This window comes from Flavitalea plasmicola (genome assembly GCF_030546645.1).
GTDB lineage: Bacteria > Bacteroidota > Bacteroidia > Chitinophagales > Chitinophagaceae > Puia.
In genome coordinates this window covers 53686-70760 of sequence record NZ_JAUOTO010000010.1, presented here as the reverse complement: position 1 = coordinate 70760, position 17075 = coordinate 53686, and the positions used below count along the sequence as shown (strand labels likewise).

Below are 17075 nucleotides of genomic sequence, written 5' to 3'. Positions count from 1 at the left end.
GCGGATGCTTGCCGCTAAAGATACAAAGTAATATCTTTACGGTCGAACCCTCATCCCAAACCCCTGCTATGTTTAGACGCTGGACCCTATTTACGGCTGTGAGCCTGCTATATCTCACTGTACAAGCCCAGGATGACGACGTCACACCGGAAAAGCCGGACACGGTGCGCTTCGCCCTCTCCACCCCCGCCATGAAAGTATCCCATAGCCTGTACCGGCGTATGCAATTCATCGACAGCAGGGTGGATACATCCAACCTGGGCATTATTGCCGCGAATGCGGCTTTTGACAAGGTCGTCATGCCGGCGCGGCCTTTGGGCGAGCAATTCAGCCAGCTGCTGCACGACATGACAGATTCAACGGCCCGTGATGTGGAGCTCCTGCTGCAGCTGAAGCGGTTCAGCTTTTTCGACCTTCCTACCCGATTCTCCCATAAAGGCTGCTCGTTCATCAGGGCATTCCTGTACGTGCGCAGCGAGAATAGCTATCAGAAGCTGGCCGTTCTGGATACCTTACTGGAGATCAACTATGGCACCATCTTCAAAAGCAGCCTGCGGAAACGTCTCTTTGCCGCCAGTGACAGCATCTTCTGTCGTTTCATATATAATAGCCTCCGCCTGGAGACAGGCAATACAGACTATCTTGGCATGGACGATATCAGGGATATTGACGAAATAGAGAAAAAAAGCATTCCTCTATACAAGCTGGACAGCCTTCCGGACGGCATTTATAAAGATTTCGCCGCTTTTTCCTCCGCCCGGCCCAGCTATCCCGAATTCATCGCGCCGATGGACGGTGAGAATGTCCTCGAGGTCCTTGCCAATACCCCTGCAGAGCGAAACAAAAATCTGGAACATGATGACTTATATGCGTTTGTCCGCCATGGAAAGATCTATCTATCGACCTCCTATGGCTATTACCCGCTGGTGAAGAAAGGCACTGACTTCTTTTACATCGGCAAGATAAAAGTTTCAGGAACGAATTTTGCCAGCGCAGGTTTGTTTATGATATGGACCATCAGCCAGTTGGCTGTGGGCATGCCCATTGCGGTGGCTTTCTGGAATACTTCCGTGAAAAAGACCTTTTTGATGAAGCTGGACTACCTGGACGGCGCGTTCATACCGGTGGCCCAAAAGAAAAAGGGGGATACTACGATCCCCTGACGGGTACGCGCATAGAATGATCCCCGCCGGCTCATCCAACAGAGAATCACTCCGCCCGTAGCTTCTTCACCGGGTTCTCCGTAGCAGCCCTGATGGCCTGAAAACTAATAGTAAGGATGGTCAGCACCACTGCCATGAGGCCTGCCAGGATAAAGACGCCTGCTCCGATGCTGATGCGATAATCATATTTCGCCAGCCAGCCGTGCAGAAAATAGAATGCAAGCGGCGATGCGATGACGCAGCTGACGACCACCAGCAGGAGAAAATCTTTGGTAAGCAACAGCCATACCTGGGAGACGGAAGCGCCCAGCACTTTCCGGATACCGATCTCTTTTGTCCGCCTTTCCGCGACATAGGCGGCGAGACCGAGCAGCCCCAGGCAGGAGATGAAGATGGCCAGGCCTGCGAAGAGACCGGCCAGTTTTCCGATGAGCACTTCCAGCTTAAATTTTGCGGCATAGCGCTCGTCCGCGAAAGTATATGAGTAAGGGAAAGCGGGATTATATTTATTAAAGATGGCCGCCGATCGGGATACGGCCTCCTGCGTTCCCATGCGAGCGGACAATCGGTACAATATATTGCCCTGTTCCTCCGGGCTAAAAGCGAACATGGTCGGGTCAGCCCCCGCAAAAGGAGATAGCATCAGCGCATCTTTCACCACCCCGATGATCCTGAATGGCCTGTCGTCCAAAGTCATCACCTGGCCTACCGGGTCCTTAAGCCGAAGCCGGCGGACGGCCATCTCATTGAGTATGATTTTGGATGTATCATTCACTTCAAAATCCCGGCCTTCCTTCATCACCATGCCCATTGTCTTAAAATAATCTCCGCAGACCTGGATCGCTCCCATTTCCACGGTCTCACCCGGATGTTTTCCCGGCCAGTTATCGATGTCCATATGCCAATGGATATCCGTGGCAGGGCTGGTGGCCGAAGTGACGCTCTCTGCTACGCCTGTTTGCAGCAATTCATTTTTAAGCGCTGTGAAATTTTTATGAAGGTCCGGACTTGCCTCCGTCTGCACCAGCCTGTTCAGTTCATAGCCGCTGGGCCTGTTCTTCGCATATTGGATCTGCCTGTAAACGATGATCGTACTGATGATGAAAGCGACGGAGCAGGTGAATTGCAGCACGACCATGATCCGTCTCGGCCATGAGGCCGCCTTACCGATCTGTAAGGCGCCCTTTAACACTTTTACGGGCTGGAAAGAGGACAGATAAAAGGCGGGCCTGCTGCCGGCGATCAAAGCCGTAATGACTACGAAAACCAATGCCGCTATCCAGAAAACGATGCTGCCATAGGGCATGGTGATCTTGCTTCCCGTCAACGTATTGAACGGTGGCAATGCCAGCTGTACCAGGATCATCGAGAAGGCAAAGGATATCAGCGTCAGGAAAAAGGATTCCGTGAGGAATTGGATGATGAGGTCTATCCGTCGGGAGCCGATGGCTTTCCGCACCCCCACTTCCCTTGCTCTCCTTTCACTCCGGGCGGTGGTCAGGTTGATAAAATTGATGCAGGCGATCAGCAGCACCAATATCCCGATGATGCTGAACATGCGTACGTATTCCAGGAAGCCGGCCTGGTCCTCGCCGTTCTTATAGTTGGAATACAGATGCCACCGGAGCAGGGGCTGCAGCGTGACGTAAGAGTTCATCGCGTTCCTGTTGCCCTTCTCCGTATGTTCGATATCGCGTATTTTAGCATAGACCCTTCCGTACTCCGCGCCCCTTTTCAACTTCACAAAGATCTGGTAGCCATTGCCGCCAAAGCTGCCCGTCCTGCGGTTCTTTATGTCGGGCTGCGTCTGATCCAGGTAGCTGAATGGTACGAGGAAATTGAATGAAAAAGATGAATTGGCGGGTAAGTCCTTCAGGATCCCGGTGACCTTCAGATCGTGGCTATTGTCGAAGCGGACCATTTTGCCCATGGGATCATCCGTACCGAAAAGCGCCGTTGCCGTGGATTGGGTGAGCACGATGGAATAGGGATCATTCAGGATGACGCCGGCATTGCCCTGTACCAGGGGAAATTGAAACATTTTCAGGAAGTCACTGCCGACCGTACCGCCGGCCTGGTAAATTTTCCTGTCTCCTGCCATGAGCCCATGCGAACCCATCCAATCGCTCTCGGCCACATATTCGATCTCCGGGATCTGTGTCCGAAGCACTTCCGCCAGCTTCAGGGAAGTAGTCAGGAAGGTCAGCGTATCGCCGTTGCTGTCGAAGTTGCGCTGGACACGGTACAATCGTTCATTGTCCGGGAGGGACCTGTCATAGGAATACTGATCGTATACCCACAGGCCGATGAGCAGCGCCACGCCCATGCCAATGGCCAGGCCGAGAATATTCAGACTGCTGTAACCGGGTGTGCGCCGGATATTCCGCCACGCCGTCTTCACATATGCTTTAAACATGAGATCATTGCGGCCAATAAAATGCCGGATTTATAACCTACTGTACCACAAAGCGCTATCTCGACAATAACAGGGCCGGCTGTCCGGATACGATACAACGGGTGTTCCACATTGATCAATAATCTCTATATTTATTACGCTTCCTTTATCATTCTAAAACCCCCTTTATGTCCATTAAAGTCGTAATGAGATCGTTCGTATTCCTTGCATCCCTGGCTGTCACCATCGGCGTCAGGGCTCAGGGTACAAGGCTGCTGCGCCAACCCAGCCTGGGCGTTGCACAGCTTGCGTTTGTATATGGCGGTGATATCTGGGTCGTGGACAAGAATGGCGGTGAAGCAAGACGCATAACCAGTACGGGTGCCGTGGAAAGCGATCCCCATTTCTCTCCTGACAACAAATGGATCGCCTTTACCTCCAATCGCTGTGGCGTTGCAGAAGTGTATGTCGTGCCCACGGAAGGAGGGATACCTACCCGGCTGACCTGGTACCCGGCGGGATCCAGTGTTCGCGGATGGACGCCGGATGGCAAGCATATCATATATACCTCCACGCGCGAAACGGCGCCGGTGGGCTATGCCCGGCTCTGGTCCGTGCCGGTGACCGGCGGACCGTCCACCTTATTGCCCGCCCCCTGGGGCTTCGACGCATCTCTCTCACCCGACGGAAAAAAAATCGTGTTGGATCGTGTGGGCCGGTGGGACAGCGAATGGAGGCATTACCGCGGGGGGCAGAATACGCCGCTGCAGATCATGGACCTGGGTTCCCTGGCGGAACAGGCCCTGCCAAATGAACGAAGCATGGACCTGCACCCGGTGTGGATGAACGACAACATTTATTTTCTTTCCGACAGGGATTTTATCATGAATGTCTGGGCCTATAGCACTGGCAACGCGGCCCTGAAGCAGGTGACCCAATTTACAAAGGGAGATGTCAAATGGCTTACAGGCAATGGCAAGGAGCTGGCGTTTGAGCAAGGAGGTTATATCTTTCTGCTGGACCCCGCCACAGGCAAAAGCAAACAGATCGAGATCACGGTGCATGGGGACTTTCCCTGGGCGGAATCGCATTGGGAAAATGTCACCACCCGTATCAGCAACGCCTCGCTCTCCCCCACCGGCAAAAGGATCGTGCTGGAGGCCCGGGGCGAGATCTTTACGGTACCGGTGGAGAACGGCACACCCCGCAACCTTACTCATAGCTCCGATGTAGCTGACCGGCAACCTTTATGGTCACCCGATGGACGGCAGATAGCCTGGTTCTCCGACAAAGACGGGACCTATGCATTATATCTAACAGACCAGGAAGGGAAAGAGGCTCCCCGCAGGATCTCCATTGGCGAGTCGAAGATGGCCTGGGAGCCTGTCTGGTCGCCGGATGGAAAATACATTGCTTTTGTCGACAACGCGGTGAGGATAAGGATCGTGGAGCTGGCCGGCGGCAAGGTCAGCACGGCTGACGCGGGCGGCAGCAACATCGAAAGAGGGAATATGAACATCAGCTGGTCGCCCGACTCCAAATGGCTTGTCTATTCCAAAACGGCGCCCAATAATTTCCGGCGGATCACCGTCTGGTCGCTGGCAACGGGAAAAGCCACCGCACTCAGCGATCCCATGGCGGATGCGATATCGCCCGCATGGGATAGGGGCGGACGACACCTGTATTTCCTGGCGAGCACGGATCTTGCATTGGGGTCCGGGTGGGCCAATACCAGCGCCATACAGGCGAAACCCACCTTTGGCGCCTATGTCGCGGTGCTGCGTGCAAAAGACCCTGCGCCTTTCCCGCTGAAAAGCGATGAGGAGCCTGACACCACGAAAAAGACCGATGTCAAAAAAGATTCCGCCACTGCCAAAAAGAAGGATTCGACCGATGCGAAGAACGTCGTCATAGACTTCGAGCACCTCGATCGCAGGATAGTGGCGCTGCCCATTCCCGTAGAGGAATATGACCGGATGATCAGCGGGCCGAAAGGTTCCGTATTCATCGGGGCGGGCCAGACCCTCAGCAAGTTCACCATGGAAAGCAAGAAGCTGGACGAATTTGCAAAAGGCGTCTCTGCAGCCGCCGTGTCCGCCAACGGGGAAAAAATATTGCTGCGTATGGGAGGAAGCTGGAAGGTGGTCTCCACCGCCAAGCCACCCAGCCCGACGGAGGGTGCTGTAGCTATGAACATACGCATGGAGCTGGACAGGCTGGCGGAATGGAAACAGATCTATACAGAGGGGTGGCGCTACGAGCGGGATTATTTTTATGATCCTTCGCACCATGGCAGGGACTGGCAGGAAGTGTGGGATTATTATGCGCCGCAAATACCGTTTATACGCCACCGGAGCGACCTTAGCTATCTGCTCGATCAGCTGGGAGGCGAGCTGTCCGTGGGTCATAGCTTCGTCTTCGGCGGCGATTATCCTGCGCTGGATACTTCACGCGTAGGCGTGCTGGGCGCCGACCTTGTACAAAATCAAGGCAGGTGGCAGATCAGGAGGATCTATACCACTGAAAGCTGGAACCCAACGCTGGCGGCGCCGCTGGCGCAACCGGACCTGAAAGTCTCGGAAGGAGATTATATACTCTCCATCGACGGGAAGCAGCTGACGGCGGATGAGGATCCCTATGCGCTGCTGGATGGCAAGGCTGGTCAGCAGACAGTCCTGCAGATCAATCACCAGCCTTCGGCTGAGGGAGCCTGGACCATCCGTGTAGAACCGGCCCAGAATGAGAATGCGCTGCGCCAGCGCGCCTGGGTGGAGGACAACAGGAGAAAGGTGGATGAATTATCGCACGGCAGGCTTGGCTACGTATGGGTGCCCAATACGGGCGGCGGCGGCTTCGTCAGCTTCAACCGCTATTTCTTTGCGCAGCAGGATAAGGAAGGGGCCGTCATCGATGAAAGGTTTAATGGCGGCGGATCGTTGGATGACTATATGGTAGACCTGATGATACGGAGGCTGCGAGCGGCCATCACCAATGAAGTGCCGGGTGGAAAGGCCTTTCGGCTGCCCGCCGGCATCCTGGGACCAAAGGTGCTGTTGATCAATGAGCTGGCGGGCTCCGGCGGAGACTTCTTTCCCTGGGCCTTCAGACATCAGCAGGTGGGGCCGCTGATCGGCACCCGCACCTGGGGCGGGCTGGTAAAATCTTCGATCCATTACGCCTTTGTGGATGGCGGGGCGATGACAGCGCCGGACAATGCCGTATTCGATCCTGTACAACATATATGGATAGGCGAAAATGAAGGGATCGCTCCCGACATCGAACAGCGGCTGGATGCAATATCTCTTTCAAAAGGGGTCGATCCCCAGTTGGCAAAGGCCGTGCAGGAATGCCTGCGTTTGCTGGAAAAGGAGCCCACCCCTACTGTGGAACATCCGCCTTATTCGACGCCGGCTAAGAAGAAATAGCCCTGTGCTTGTATGGCATTACGGGGATATTATTTTTTTCCATCTGGATCCTTGCCCAGCCACTGAGGAGCTCGATGGCGGGAACGAGGTCCCTGCCGCTGCCGTCCAGGCTGTACTCCACCTTCGGAGGCACTTCGAGATAAACCTGTCTTTTTATCAGCTGATCGGCTTCCAGCTCGCGTAGGGCCTGGGTCAGCATTTTAGCGGTGATGTCCGGCAGATGCCGCCGCAGCTCCCCGTATCTTTTCGTGCCGTCGTACAGGTGCCAGAGGATGCGGGCCTTGTACTTCCCCCCTATCCGCTGAAAGGCGTAATCGACGCTGCATTGCTCCGGCCGGCCGGGTGCCACCGGCACTTTTTCATTTTTTATTGTATTGGTTTTCAGCATTAGTATCTTTTTGGTGTGTAGATCACTATTTGGTGCATACTTGTTATAAAGATACAAACTAAATAATTTCGAGGTTCTAAAAATGGAATTATGCAAGCAATCGCGTTTAATAAAGTGGGCTCACCGGCAGAAGTGTTGACCCTCATCGAAAAGGAGCAGCCCGTTCCGGCGGAGGGCGAAGTGCTGGTAAAGATGCTGGCAAGCCCGATCCATCCGGCCGATACTTTTTTCATCCAGGGCACCTATCGTTTCCAGCCCGAATTCCCCGATGAGACGGCGGGCTTTGAAGGTGCGGGTATCGTAGAGCGGGTAGGCAAAGGCGTTACGGTCGCTGCCGGGTCGTTGGTGGCTTTTTTTGGCAGGCGAGCCTGGGCGGAATATGTCACGGTACCGGCTGGGGAGCTGGCCGTGCTGCCCGCCGGCTTTCCCGTGGAAAAAGCCGCGCAGTTCAGCCTCAATCCATTTACTGCCTGGGGATTGCTGGAGACGGCCCGTCCCGTTGCCGGGGAATGGATGCTGCTGACAGGCGCCAACTCCTCCGTATCGCAGATCCTCATACAGCTGGCGCATCGAAGCGGCGTGCGGATCATCGCGCTGGTGCGTGACCTCGCGCAGGCGGATGGGTTGCGTGCGTTGGGCGCGGATGAAGTGTTGGATATAGAAGATCAAGGCCTTGGTAAGCGCGTGCAGGAACTGACGGGCGGCAAAGGCTTTAACGTGGCGCTGGATGCTATCGGCGGCGCCATCGGCACGAAGATCTTCGAGCTCATCGCACCATTCGGAAGGTTTGTCCTGTATGGATCGACGAAAAAAGAGCCGGCGCAATACTTCAATGCGCAGATGGTGTACAAGAATCTCCTGGTAAAAGGTTTCGGCGTTCGGGCTTATCTGAATGACCAGACCGCCAGCCAGCGGGCAGCTATGATAAAAGGCCTGGTCGAAGCCCTCGGGGATCCGGCCTTTCAATTGCCCGTAGCGCAATCGTATAGGTTGGATCAATTCAAGGAGGCGATCCGGGAGAATGACCGGAGTGGACGCGGCGGAAAAATTTTACTTAAAATAAATTAAAGCATTCTTTTTATGCAAGCGATCGTATTTGACAAGTCGGCACTGCCAACTGAAGTATTGCAGCTCCGGGAAGTAGAAAGACCGCGACCCGGTCCCGGTGAGGTCCTGGTAAAAATGTTGAGCGCGCCCATCAATCCCGGTGATTTTCTCTTTATCCAAAGTCTCTATCCTGATCCGAAGAAACCGTCCCTGCCCGGGCAGATCGCAGGCAACAGCGGCGCCGGAGTGGTCGTGGAAAAAGGCCCCGGCGCCAGCCTGGCCATAGGAACCCTGGTGGACATTTATTACTACAACACCTGGGCAGCATACGTCGCAGTCCCCGAAGAATGGGCGATCCCGCTGCCCGTGGATTATCCACGGGAGAAGGCTGGTCAGTTGATGACCCTCATCACAGGATGGGACCTCGTGGAAGCATCCGGGGCAAGGCCGGGAGATTGGATGGTGATCACGGCGGGCAACTCCAGCAACGCTGTCATGGCCACGCAGATGGCGGCGCGCAAAGGCATCCGGGTCATCTCTATTGTCCGGAAAATGCCCGCCGGACTTGATTTACGCGCCCTGGGCGCAGCGGCCGTCATCGATCTCTCCGTCACCGGGGAGACCGTAGGTCCCCGCATCCGGGAAATAACAGGGGGTAAAGGCGTGAACGCCATCATCGAAGCGGTGGGCGGCCCCGTCCTGACGGAGCTGGTGCAGAGCGCCGGGTTCGGCGCCAAAGTGATCCTATACGGGGGTCTCAGCGAGCTGCCTTTCCAGCTGCATAATGGTGACATCTACCTGAAGGGTCTTATGATCGAGTCCTATGTCTATCGTTATTTCTTCAGGCCTCCCGCGCCGGAGGAGCGGGAGACGATCCGGCGGATCATCGACCTCAGCAGCGACCCTTCCTTTATCATGCCTGTCAGCGGACGGTATGACCTTGAGGAATATAGTACGGCGGTGCAGAACAGTTTTTATTCCAGTCCGGGCAGCACGGCGGGCAAGACACTTTTCAGCATGGGATAAAATGAGGGCCGGGCCCGGGGTCTTACAGCCGGCGTTCGTCTTCCCGGATAGGCAGATCGTTGATGCTGGCATATCGCCGACGCATCAGCCCATGCTCGTCAAATTCCCAATTCTCATTGCCATAGGCGCGAAACCATTGTCCTTCTTTATTGTGATATTCATATTCGAATCGCACGGCAATGCGATTGTCCATAAAGGCCCATAGCTCTTTTTTGAGCTTGTAGTTCAGTTCGCTCTGCCATTTGCCCGTGAGGAACCGGACCACTTCTTCCCGCCCGTTGATGAATTGGGAGCGGTTGCGCCATTCTGTGTCTATCGTGTAAGCGAGGGATACCCGGTGGGGATCCTGGCTGTTCCAGGCGTCTTCCGCCAGCTGGACTTTTTGTTTGGCTGTTTCCAGTGTGAAAGGTGGTAAAGGATGTTTTTGCTCCATGACTCAAAAGTAACCGGCTTTCACAGCGCGCAATGGTGTAATTCAAGGATTGTGTGGTAAATAATAAAGGGGGAGCATATCCACTCCCCCTTTTCATCTTTCCTCATGTGTACTAAAAATTCCCTTTATCCACATCCCACCAGAGACGAGTGCCTCCATTGTCCGCCGGAACACTCAACAATTGAATGGCCTTTTGTACCTCGGCGTTATTCGTATTGTATTCGTTCTGCGAAAAAGGCAGCCGCCTGATCTGGACGGTCGTGCTGATCGCTCCCCCGCTGTTGTTCTGTACGACGGGGAACAATTTCGGGTAGCCCGTCCGGCGGAACTCGCTCCAGGCTTCCTGGCCTTCGGGGAAATTGGCGATCCATTTTTGCGTGATGATACGCTCCAGCTTTTCTTCGTTGGAGGCCCCATCGTCCCATTTGACGGTGATGGCCGAAGGAGAAGGAGCATTGTTCGCTGCGTTCAGCGGGTCGGTATAAGCATCGGGAACGCTGGCGCCATCCGTGATATAGGTGGATGAGGCAACGCCCCATTGCGCAAAGGAGGTAGTGATCCCCTGCTCATACAGCGCCTGGGGCGTTCCGCCTGCATTGTTCCAGCCTCTCAAGGCGGCCTCGGCCCGCAGGAAATACACTTCCGCAGCCGTCATTAATACGGGAGCGGTGTGCAAATTGTAAGAAGGCGTTGCGCCATCTTTGAAATTGATGGTGGAGTAATTGCCATAATTAAAGAGGCCGACATTGGACCCGATGCGAATGCCTTTGTATTGTCCGGCAGAGGCAGCATCGGTGGACACATCAAAATATTTGCCGATGCGCGGGTCATTGTACCCTGTCATATAACATTGAATGGATGCGCCGATGCAGATATTGGCCCAGTTGATGGTGATGGCTGCCAGCGGGTTGCTGAAGTTGCCGCTGGGGACGGTGACGCGTGGGATCTCCGAATTAGCAGTGATCACGCCTCCGTTGGCAGGGTCCAGCGCTTTTTCTCCCTGCGTCTTTGCGGTGGCGGCATCTACTTTCACCAGGCGCAGGGCCAGCCGCAGCCGGAGCGCGTTGGCGAAATGCAGCCAGTTCTGAAGTTCTGTGCTCTCATCTCCGCCGTAGATGAGGTCCATGGGAGGAAAATCAAACGGTAACGTCTTCACACCTCCCGCGGCAATAAAGGTCTTCAACGCGGCCGTTGCCGCATCCAGGTCACTAAAGAAGCTGGTGTAGATAGCCTGCTGGCTGTCATAAGGCGTGCCGGTGGCGCCATTCGCCAGCGGTCCTGCCTTGCTGTATGGCGTGGGGCCGTATATGTCGGTGAGGCGGCTCATGGCTTCCACCTGTATGATCTGGGCGATGGCCCAGATACCGGGATAGTTTTGGTCCGTGCCCATGCCTTTTATAACGGCTACATACCGCATGATGTCGAGATAGCCTACTTTAAATGGCTCTCCATTCCAGCCCTGCACCAGCGCATAGTTCAGGTTGTTGGTCCCGCTGGCAAAATTTATCTGGCTCATGAAATAGCCGGAATAACAGTCCGCGTTCAGATTTTGCTGCAGCTGGTAAGAATTGGGATCTCCTCCGCCTGAAAAATTATACACCCCCATGGCGATGTGCCTGTAGGCAGCCGCCAGATCTATATTGGCGGAGAGGTTACTGGTATTGTATTCCTGGAATTTCTTGGTACAGCCTGTAGACAGCAGCACAAGCGCTGCAAATACGGGCAACAGGCGGAAAGATATATATCGATTCAGATAAGTTGTCATTGTTGATGATTTTAAATGATGCACCGGTGACGGCTAATTAAAAACCTGCGTTCAAACTAATTCCAAAGCTGCGGGTCGCGGGCGGCATAAAAATGTCCACGCCTGACATTCCATTGCCGGTGGACATGGTGAGCTCAGGATCAAAGGGCGCTTTTTTGCTGAAGTAGAACAGGTTCCTTCCTGTCAGACTGACCCTGAGATTCCTGATGACAGTGCTCTTGAATGGGATATTGTAGCCCAGCGCCGCTTCGCGCAACCGCACCACCGTGGCATCGTACATATATTCTCCCGAAACGCCGTTGCGTCCGCCGATGGTGGTGTACCATGTCTCCGCACCCACCGTATTAACGCCTTTGTTGTTCTGATCGATCCCATTTACCGCAACGCCACCCGCTTTGCGTGCATTGCCCGTAGCCTCGGAGACGCCATAGGAATCCAGCAGCTGCTGCGTCACGGATAATACCTTGCCGCCAAATTTCCCGTCGACCAGGACCGAGAGGACAAAATTGCCATAGGTGAAGCTGTTGCTCCAACCCAGCTGCCACCTGGGGTTGGGGTTGCCCAGGAGCGAAGTATCCGCGGTGGTCGGTTTCGGCGTATGGAACTCCGTGCCGCTGGGCGCCATGGCCGTATTGATCAGCAGCCGTCCTGAAGCGTCCCGCCGCAACACTGTCCCGTAGATGTCCCCGATGGATCCGCCGACCTTTACCTGGGATACATAATTTGCTCCCGAAGCACCGCTGATCACCGATTGCTTGACGCCGGGCGCCAGTTCCAGGACCTTGTTCTTATTGAAGGAATAATTGATACCGGTGTTCCAGCGGAACTTATCGGTCCTTAGCACCTGGTAGTTTACCATCAGCTCGATGCCCTGGTTTTGAATATTGCCGGCCCTTATATAACCATTGTCGTAATAGCTGGCATTCCCCTGCTGGATCAGGATGGTTTGGTTATGCGTATGTGTATTGTAGTAGGTAAGATCCAGGCTCAGCTTGTCTTCTAAGAACCGCCATGCCGTACCTATTTCAAGTGACTTTGTCTTTTCAGGCTCAAGGGCGGAGAAGGGAGACGTATTATTGAACACGGGATTCCCGCCTGCCCCCACGGTGAACAGCGGAGGATTGCTTTGATAGGCCAGCGGCGCGTTGCCCACTTCGGCGTAAGAAGCGCGTACCTTGGCAAAGCTGACCACTTCGGGGAAGCTGATCAGGTTGCTTAAGATAGCATTGGCGCCTACCGACGGATAAAAGAACGAAACGCCTCCTGTGGTGTTGGTAAGCGGCGAAGCCCAGTCATTACGTCCCGTCAGATCAAGATAAAGGGCGTCGTTCCAGGCGAGGCTTACGCTCCCGAACAGCGATTGGAATTGCGTATGGTTATGTGGCATGTCCGAGGACGTCCCGGGATCGGTGATGGTATTTTGCAGGTTAAATATATTGGGAAAGTACAATCCTGTTCCCGGAGGGTTTCCGGAGGAACCGTAATAAAGGCCATCGGTCTTTGTATCCCGGATGCTGGTGCCCACGAGCCCGGAGATCTTCCATTGGCCGATGGCAGGAATATTGACATTCGCTATGACGTCACCATATTTCTGCGTGCTGACACCATTGGAATAATAATAGTTGCCGTTGGCCTTTGAAACATACTGCGAAGTGCTGGCGTACAACTTCTGATCATATATATCATTGATCCTGTCGATGCTGCCCCTGGCCTGGATATTCAGCCATGGCGTAAATTCGTATTTGATGCTGGCATTGAGTAAGATCCTGTTGCGATTGAGCGTATTCAGGTTCCTGTTGATGATCCACCAGGGATTTTGCTGCACGTCATCATTGAATTTGAGCGTACCATCGGCGTTTTCCGTAACGCCGATCCACTGCTGTTGCTGCAATAATGTTTTCGGGTTCAATTTTTCGTACCCTGACTTATACGGGGATATATCTACACCCCTGGGGAACAGGTACAGACCTGTCAGCGGATTGAAATAAAATCCCGCCATGGGGGAATTATCGATTGTTTGCGTGACGTAATTCGTATTTACATCCACTGTCAGCTTGTTGTTCAGGAAATGGCCTATCTCGCGAAAATTAAAATTATTTCTCGTAAGCTTATTACCGGGTTCTATTCCTCTTCCTGTTGTATTGGCATAAGAGAAATAGCTTTGCGCGGCAGCGGAGCCTGCTGACAGGCTGAGGGAATTGCTAAAATTATTTCCCGTTTGAAAGAACTTATCCAGGTTGTCCCCGGCCGCAGGCGTTTCATTCCCCCAGCTTTGCAGGGAAGCAGGGTTTGCGGGCCCGTAGGAATTTTGGAATTTAGTCTTATAGGCTGCATTATCAAATGCGGCGCCGGAGGAGAAGTTGATCTGTGGTTTTCCCGCCTTGCCGCTCCGGGTGGTGATGACGATGACGCCATTAGCGCCCTGGCTACCGTACAGCGCAGCAGCGGATGCACCTTTCAGCACGGATACGTTCTCGATGTCATCCGGGTTCAACGTGGACACCGGGTCGCCCCCATCATACGCCGTGGAGCCCCCATAGACCGTCGTCGGCTGATTGGTGACGGCATTGTTGACGGGCACCCCGTCAATTACATACAACGCCTGGTTATTGCCCAGGAGAGATTTGGAGCCGCGCAGGATCACTTTGGCCGAACCGCCAATGCCCGATCCGTTGGAGGAGATATTCAGACCGGCCACTTTACCGCTGAGCGAATTGACCAGGTTGGTGTTCTTCACCCGGGTGAGCTCGCTGCCATCCACCTGCTGGGTGGAATAGGTGATGGACTGTGAAGACCGCTTGATGCCCAGGGCTGTAACGACCACTGCCTTGATCTCCTTGTCGTCGGGGACAAGGGTGATCCTCAGCTCGGACTGGCCGGTGAATTTTATTTCCTGTGTAACATAGCCGACAAAAGATATGGACAGGACATCACCCGGGGAAGCATCGATCGTGAAATTCCCATTTTCATCGGTGCTCGTTCCTTTGACCAGGTGGCCTTCTTTCTTTATGGCGACGGTGGCCCCGGTGGCCGGGGTATTACTCCCTATGTACACCTTCCCCTGAACAGGCGGAGCGGGCTTTTCAGCGGGCGGCGGTGTTGCCGACCTGGCGGGCGTATCGCGGTCCTTTATCACAATGTTCTTTCCAATGATCTCATAGGTGATCTGCTGGTCCTTCAAACAGGCATTCAACGCCTCGGTGATGGGGACATTCCTTATATCCACGGTGATCGGGGAAACTTTGGATAAAATGCTTTGGTTATAAAAGAATTCATAGCCACTCTGCTTCCTGATCTCTTTGAAGACGGACTGGAGACTTTTGTTCCTCACCGACAAGGTAATGTTCTGGGCATTACCGGCGGCGCTTACATGCAGGCAGGCTACAATAAAAAACGCTGTCAACTTCATAATTAGCAGCACTTTAAGAGGGATAGTTCTTTTTCTACACGGTTGCAAGGGCAAACCTTTGCAATTAGCAATCGAATGCATACATTTGGGTGTTTGGTTTACAATGAAAATTCTAACGCAATTTTTATTTTTATTGGACGACCAACCTATAGCCGGAAGTGTCGTAACCACTTTCGGTTTTTTAATAGCCATCCTTTCGACTATGACAATACGATCAGCCTTTTTCCTTCCAGCCTGAATCGCACTTTACTTGCCTGTAAGATCTTTAATACTTCCATTAAGGTGGAGGAGCGTGAAATGCCCCCATAAAATACATCGGCCGGCTTGCTGCCTTCATAGACCACTTCAATATCATACCATCTTTCCAACTGCCGCATAACGGTGGTGATATCCGCATTGTTAAAGCTGAAAGCGCCGTTCTTCCAGGCCACCACTTCATCCACATCGATGTCTTTGAGGACTTTGATGGCCCCGTCCTTTTCGATCCTTGACTGCTGCCCCGGCGAAAGGTCGACACGATGATTGATCCGCACGGCGCCTTCCAGCAGGGTGGTCCTGACGATCGGCTCGTTGGCATAAGCATTGATATCGAAGCGGGTGCCCAGCACCTGTACGTTCATGTCCCCGGAGGAAATGAAGAATGGCTTTGCCGCATCCCTGGCGACTTCGAAATACGCTTCACCGGAGACTTCCACCCGCCGGTCGCCGCCGGTGAACTGGATGGGAAAACGGAGGACCGACGCCGCATTCAGCCATACTTTGGTCCCGTCGGACAGGGTGACGCTGTATTGCTCTCCCTTTGCCGTACTAAGCGTGTTATAAGCCAGGGATCTGCTTTCGCTGTTGCCCTTATAGGTAAGGACACTGTCCATATTCGATATGTTCACGCCGCTGTCATGTCCTAACAGTCCATTGGAGGCCGGATCCAGCGCGATGGTCTGGCCATTGCTCAGCGTAAGCGTCGCCCGGGTCTTACCGGGAGCGATGTCATGGGGTTGTTGGGGAATGGGTGTCCGAACGATCTCTTTCGCCTGGCGGGTGTTTTTCGTATAATACAGGTACAGGGCCCCCATCAACAGGATCAGCGTCGCGGCAACTGCCCCCGCCCGCAAAAGCCGGATGGTTGCGGGCAGCGGTCCCTTCCGCCGGGCGCCGGTGCGTTCCGGCATGTTGCGGCGGGTATTGATGCTGTCCAGCATCCGCTGCCGGTGCGCCTCTTCCGATCCGGCGATCTCTTCCGGTATCCTGACAGGAAGATCCTGGCCTTCGTTGTACCAGCTGGCATATTCTTTTGCTTCCGCCTCTGTGATCGTCCCGTTCAGCCATTTGGCCTCCAGCTCGCTCAGTCTTTTCTCATCCGGAATGAATGGCATATAACAGCTATTTCATCCTATAGTCGGGCGGATGGGATGAATCCCTGCATTGAAATAAAAAAAAGTTAAAAAAGGTGCGTCAGGAAATTTTTCAGTCCCAGGCGAAGGGCCTTGATGGCACGGGAAAGATGGGATTCCACCGTCTTTTCGGAGATGGAGAGATGGCGGGCGATCTCTTTTTGGGAATAACCTGCTTCCCTGCTGAGCTTATAAACGAGCTGACATTTCCCGGGCAGATGGCTGACAAGGGCGGTAAGCTGATGCCGGAGCTCTTCAAAGCTCAGCTGCTTCTCCGTCGAGGTGTCGCTGTCGATGGTTTGTGAAGCTATCTTATCAGCGTATTCTTTTATACGTTTTTTCTTTAATCTGGCGTCGATGACCTTGTATTTCATTGCCGCAGCCAGGTAGAGGGACAAGCTGCTCCGGAGGGCCAGGGTCTCCCTCCTTTGCCAGAGATCGAGGAAAATGTCCTGTGTCAGCTCCTCGGCCAGCTTCAGGTCATAATTCAGCTTATGTGCGGCGACTGAAAAAAGCCTGTTCCAGTATCGATGGTAGATCTCTGTAAATGCGGCATCGCTGCCCGTCTGCAGCAGGCCTACAAGCCTATCGTCATCAAGATTTTGCATTATTCTTACGCCAGCGCGTGTGACT

The 17075-nt window shown here is 53.9% G+C and carries 11 protein-coding genes; 4 read left to right on the top strand and 7 right to left on the bottom strand.

Going from position 1 to position 17075, the window contains the following annotated elements:
- Window positions 1-68 precede the first annotated feature (68 nt).
- A complete protein-coding gene (locus Q4E93_RS31375) occupies window positions 69-1163 on the top strand; it encodes a hypothetical protein (RefSeq protein ID WP_303591902.1) in 1095 nt (364 codons plus the stop codon).
- A gap of 46 nt (window positions 1164-1209) precedes the next feature.
- Here Q4E93_RS31375 and Q4E93_RS31370 read toward each other — a convergent pair whose 3' ends face one another.
- Complete coding sequence (locus tag Q4E93_RS31370) at window positions 1210-3579, bottom strand: ABC transporter permease (RefSeq protein WP_303591901.1); 2370 nt, start codon at window positions 3577-3579, stop codon at window positions 1210-1212.
- Window positions 3580-3746: 167 nt separating this feature from the next.
- Between Q4E93_RS31370 and Q4E93_RS31365 the strand changes: the two genes are divergently transcribed.
- Window positions 3747-6983 carry a S41 family peptidase gene (locus Q4E93_RS31365; protein WP_303591900.1) on the top strand — a complete coding sequence of 1079 codons (3237 nt, stop codon included), beginning with the start codon at window positions 3747-3749 and terminating at the stop codon, window positions 6981-6983.
- Here the strand turns inward: Q4E93_RS31365 and Q4E93_RS31360 are convergent.
- Window positions 6970-7371 carry a winged helix-turn-helix transcriptional regulator gene (locus tag Q4E93_RS31360; protein ID WP_303591899.1) on the bottom strand — a complete coding sequence of 134 codons (402 nt, stop codon included), beginning with the start codon at window positions 7369-7371 and terminating at the stop codon, window positions 6970-6972. The genes Q4E93_RS31365 and Q4E93_RS31360 overlap by 14 nt on opposite strands.
- 90 nt (window positions 7372-7461) lie before the next feature.
- On the opposite strand from Q4E93_RS31360, the gene Q4E93_RS31355 reads away from it, so the two are divergent.
- A complete protein-coding gene (locus Q4E93_RS31355) occupies window positions 7462-8439 on the top strand; it encodes a quinone oxidoreductase family protein (protein ID WP_303591898.1) in 978 nt (325 codons plus the stop codon).
- Window positions 8440-8451: 12 nt separating this feature from the next.
- Window positions 8452-9444 carry a quinone oxidoreductase family protein gene (locus Q4E93_RS31350; protein WP_303591897.1) on the top strand — a complete coding sequence of 331 codons (993 nt, stop codon included), beginning with the start codon at window positions 8452-8454 and terminating at the stop codon, window positions 9442-9444.
- 22 nt (window positions 9445-9466) lie between these two features.
- Here the strand turns inward: Q4E93_RS31350 and Q4E93_RS31345 are convergent, their stop codons facing one another.
- From Q4E93_RS31345 to Q4E93_RS31325, 5 genes are all read right to left on the bottom strand, one after another.
- On the bottom strand, window positions 9467-9877 hold the full coding sequence (locus tag Q4E93_RS31345) for a nuclear transport factor 2 family protein (protein ID WP_303591896.1): 411 nt from the start codon (window positions 9875-9877) through the stop codon (window positions 9467-9469).
- Between the two features lie 112 nt (window positions 9878-9989).
- Window positions 9990-11642 carry a SusD/RagB family nutrient-binding outer membrane lipoprotein gene (locus tag Q4E93_RS31340; RefSeq protein ID WP_303591895.1) on the bottom strand — a complete coding sequence of 551 codons (1653 nt, stop codon included), beginning with the start codon at window positions 11640-11642 and terminating at the stop codon, window positions 9990-9992.
- Window positions 11643-11679: 37 nt separating this feature from the next.
- Window positions 11680-15051: a SusC/RagA family TonB-linked outer membrane protein gene (locus tag Q4E93_RS31335; protein WP_303591894.1), complete on the bottom strand. Its 3372-nt coding sequence runs from the start codon at window positions 15049-15051 to the stop codon at window positions 11680-11682.
- Window positions 15052-15251: 200 nt separating this feature from the next.
- On the bottom strand, window positions 15252-16424 hold the full coding sequence (locus Q4E93_RS31330; protein ID WP_303591893.1) for a FecR family protein: 1173 nt from the start codon (window positions 16422-16424) through the stop codon (window positions 15252-15254).
- 65 nt (window positions 16425-16489) lie between these two features.
- Window positions 16490-17050 carry an RNA polymerase sigma factor gene (locus Q4E93_RS31325; protein WP_303591892.1) on the bottom strand — a complete coding sequence of 187 codons (561 nt, stop codon included), beginning with the start codon at window positions 17048-17050 and terminating at the stop codon, window positions 16490-16492.
- Window positions 17051-17075: the final 25 nt, after the last annotated feature.

Excerpts from the sequence above, each read along its gene's own strand:
- Q4E93_RS31365 (WP_303591900.1), top strand. The coding sequence starts at position 3,747 with ATGTCCATTAAAGTCGTAATGAGATCGTTCGTATTCCTTGCATCCCTG.
- Q4E93_RS31340 (WP_303591895.1), bottom strand. The coding sequence starts at position 11,642 with ATGACAACTTATCTGAATCGATATATATCTTTCCGCCTGTTGCCCGTA.
- Q4E93_RS31350 (WP_303591897.1), top strand. The coding sequence starts at position 8,452 with ATGCAAGCGATCGTATTTGACAAGTCGGCACTGCCAACTGAAGTATTG.
- Q4E93_RS31330 (WP_303591893.1), bottom strand. The coding sequence starts at position 16,424 with ATGCCATTCATTCCGGATGAGAAAAGACTGAGCGAGCTGGAGGCCAAA.
- Q4E93_RS31375 (WP_303591902.1), top strand. The coding sequence starts at position 69 with ATGTTTAGACGCTGGACCCTATTTACGGCTGTGAGCCTGCTATATCTC.
- Q4E93_RS31360 (WP_303591899.1), bottom strand. The coding sequence starts at position 7,371 with ATGCTGAAAACCAATACAATAAAAAATGAAAAAGTGCCGGTGGCACCC.
- Q4E93_RS31335 (WP_303591894.1), bottom strand. The coding sequence starts at position 15,051 with ATGAAGTTGACAGCGTTTTTTATTGTAGCCTGCCTGCATGTAAGCGCC.
- Q4E93_RS31370 (WP_303591901.1), bottom strand. The coding sequence starts at position 3,579 with ATGTTTAAAGCATATGTGAAGACGGCGTGGCGGAATATCCGGCGCACA.
- Q4E93_RS31325 (WP_303591892.1), bottom strand. The coding sequence starts at position 17,050 with ATGCAAAATCTTGATGACGATAGGCTTGTAGGCCTGCTGCAGACGGGC.
- Q4E93_RS31345 (WP_303591896.1), bottom strand. The coding sequence starts at position 9,877 with ATGGAGCAAAAACATCCTTTACCACCTTTCACACTGGAAACAGCCAAA.
- Q4E93_RS31355 (WP_303591898.1), top strand. The coding sequence starts at position 7,462 with ATGCAAGCAATCGCGTTTAATAAAGTGGGCTCACCGGCAGAAGTGTTG.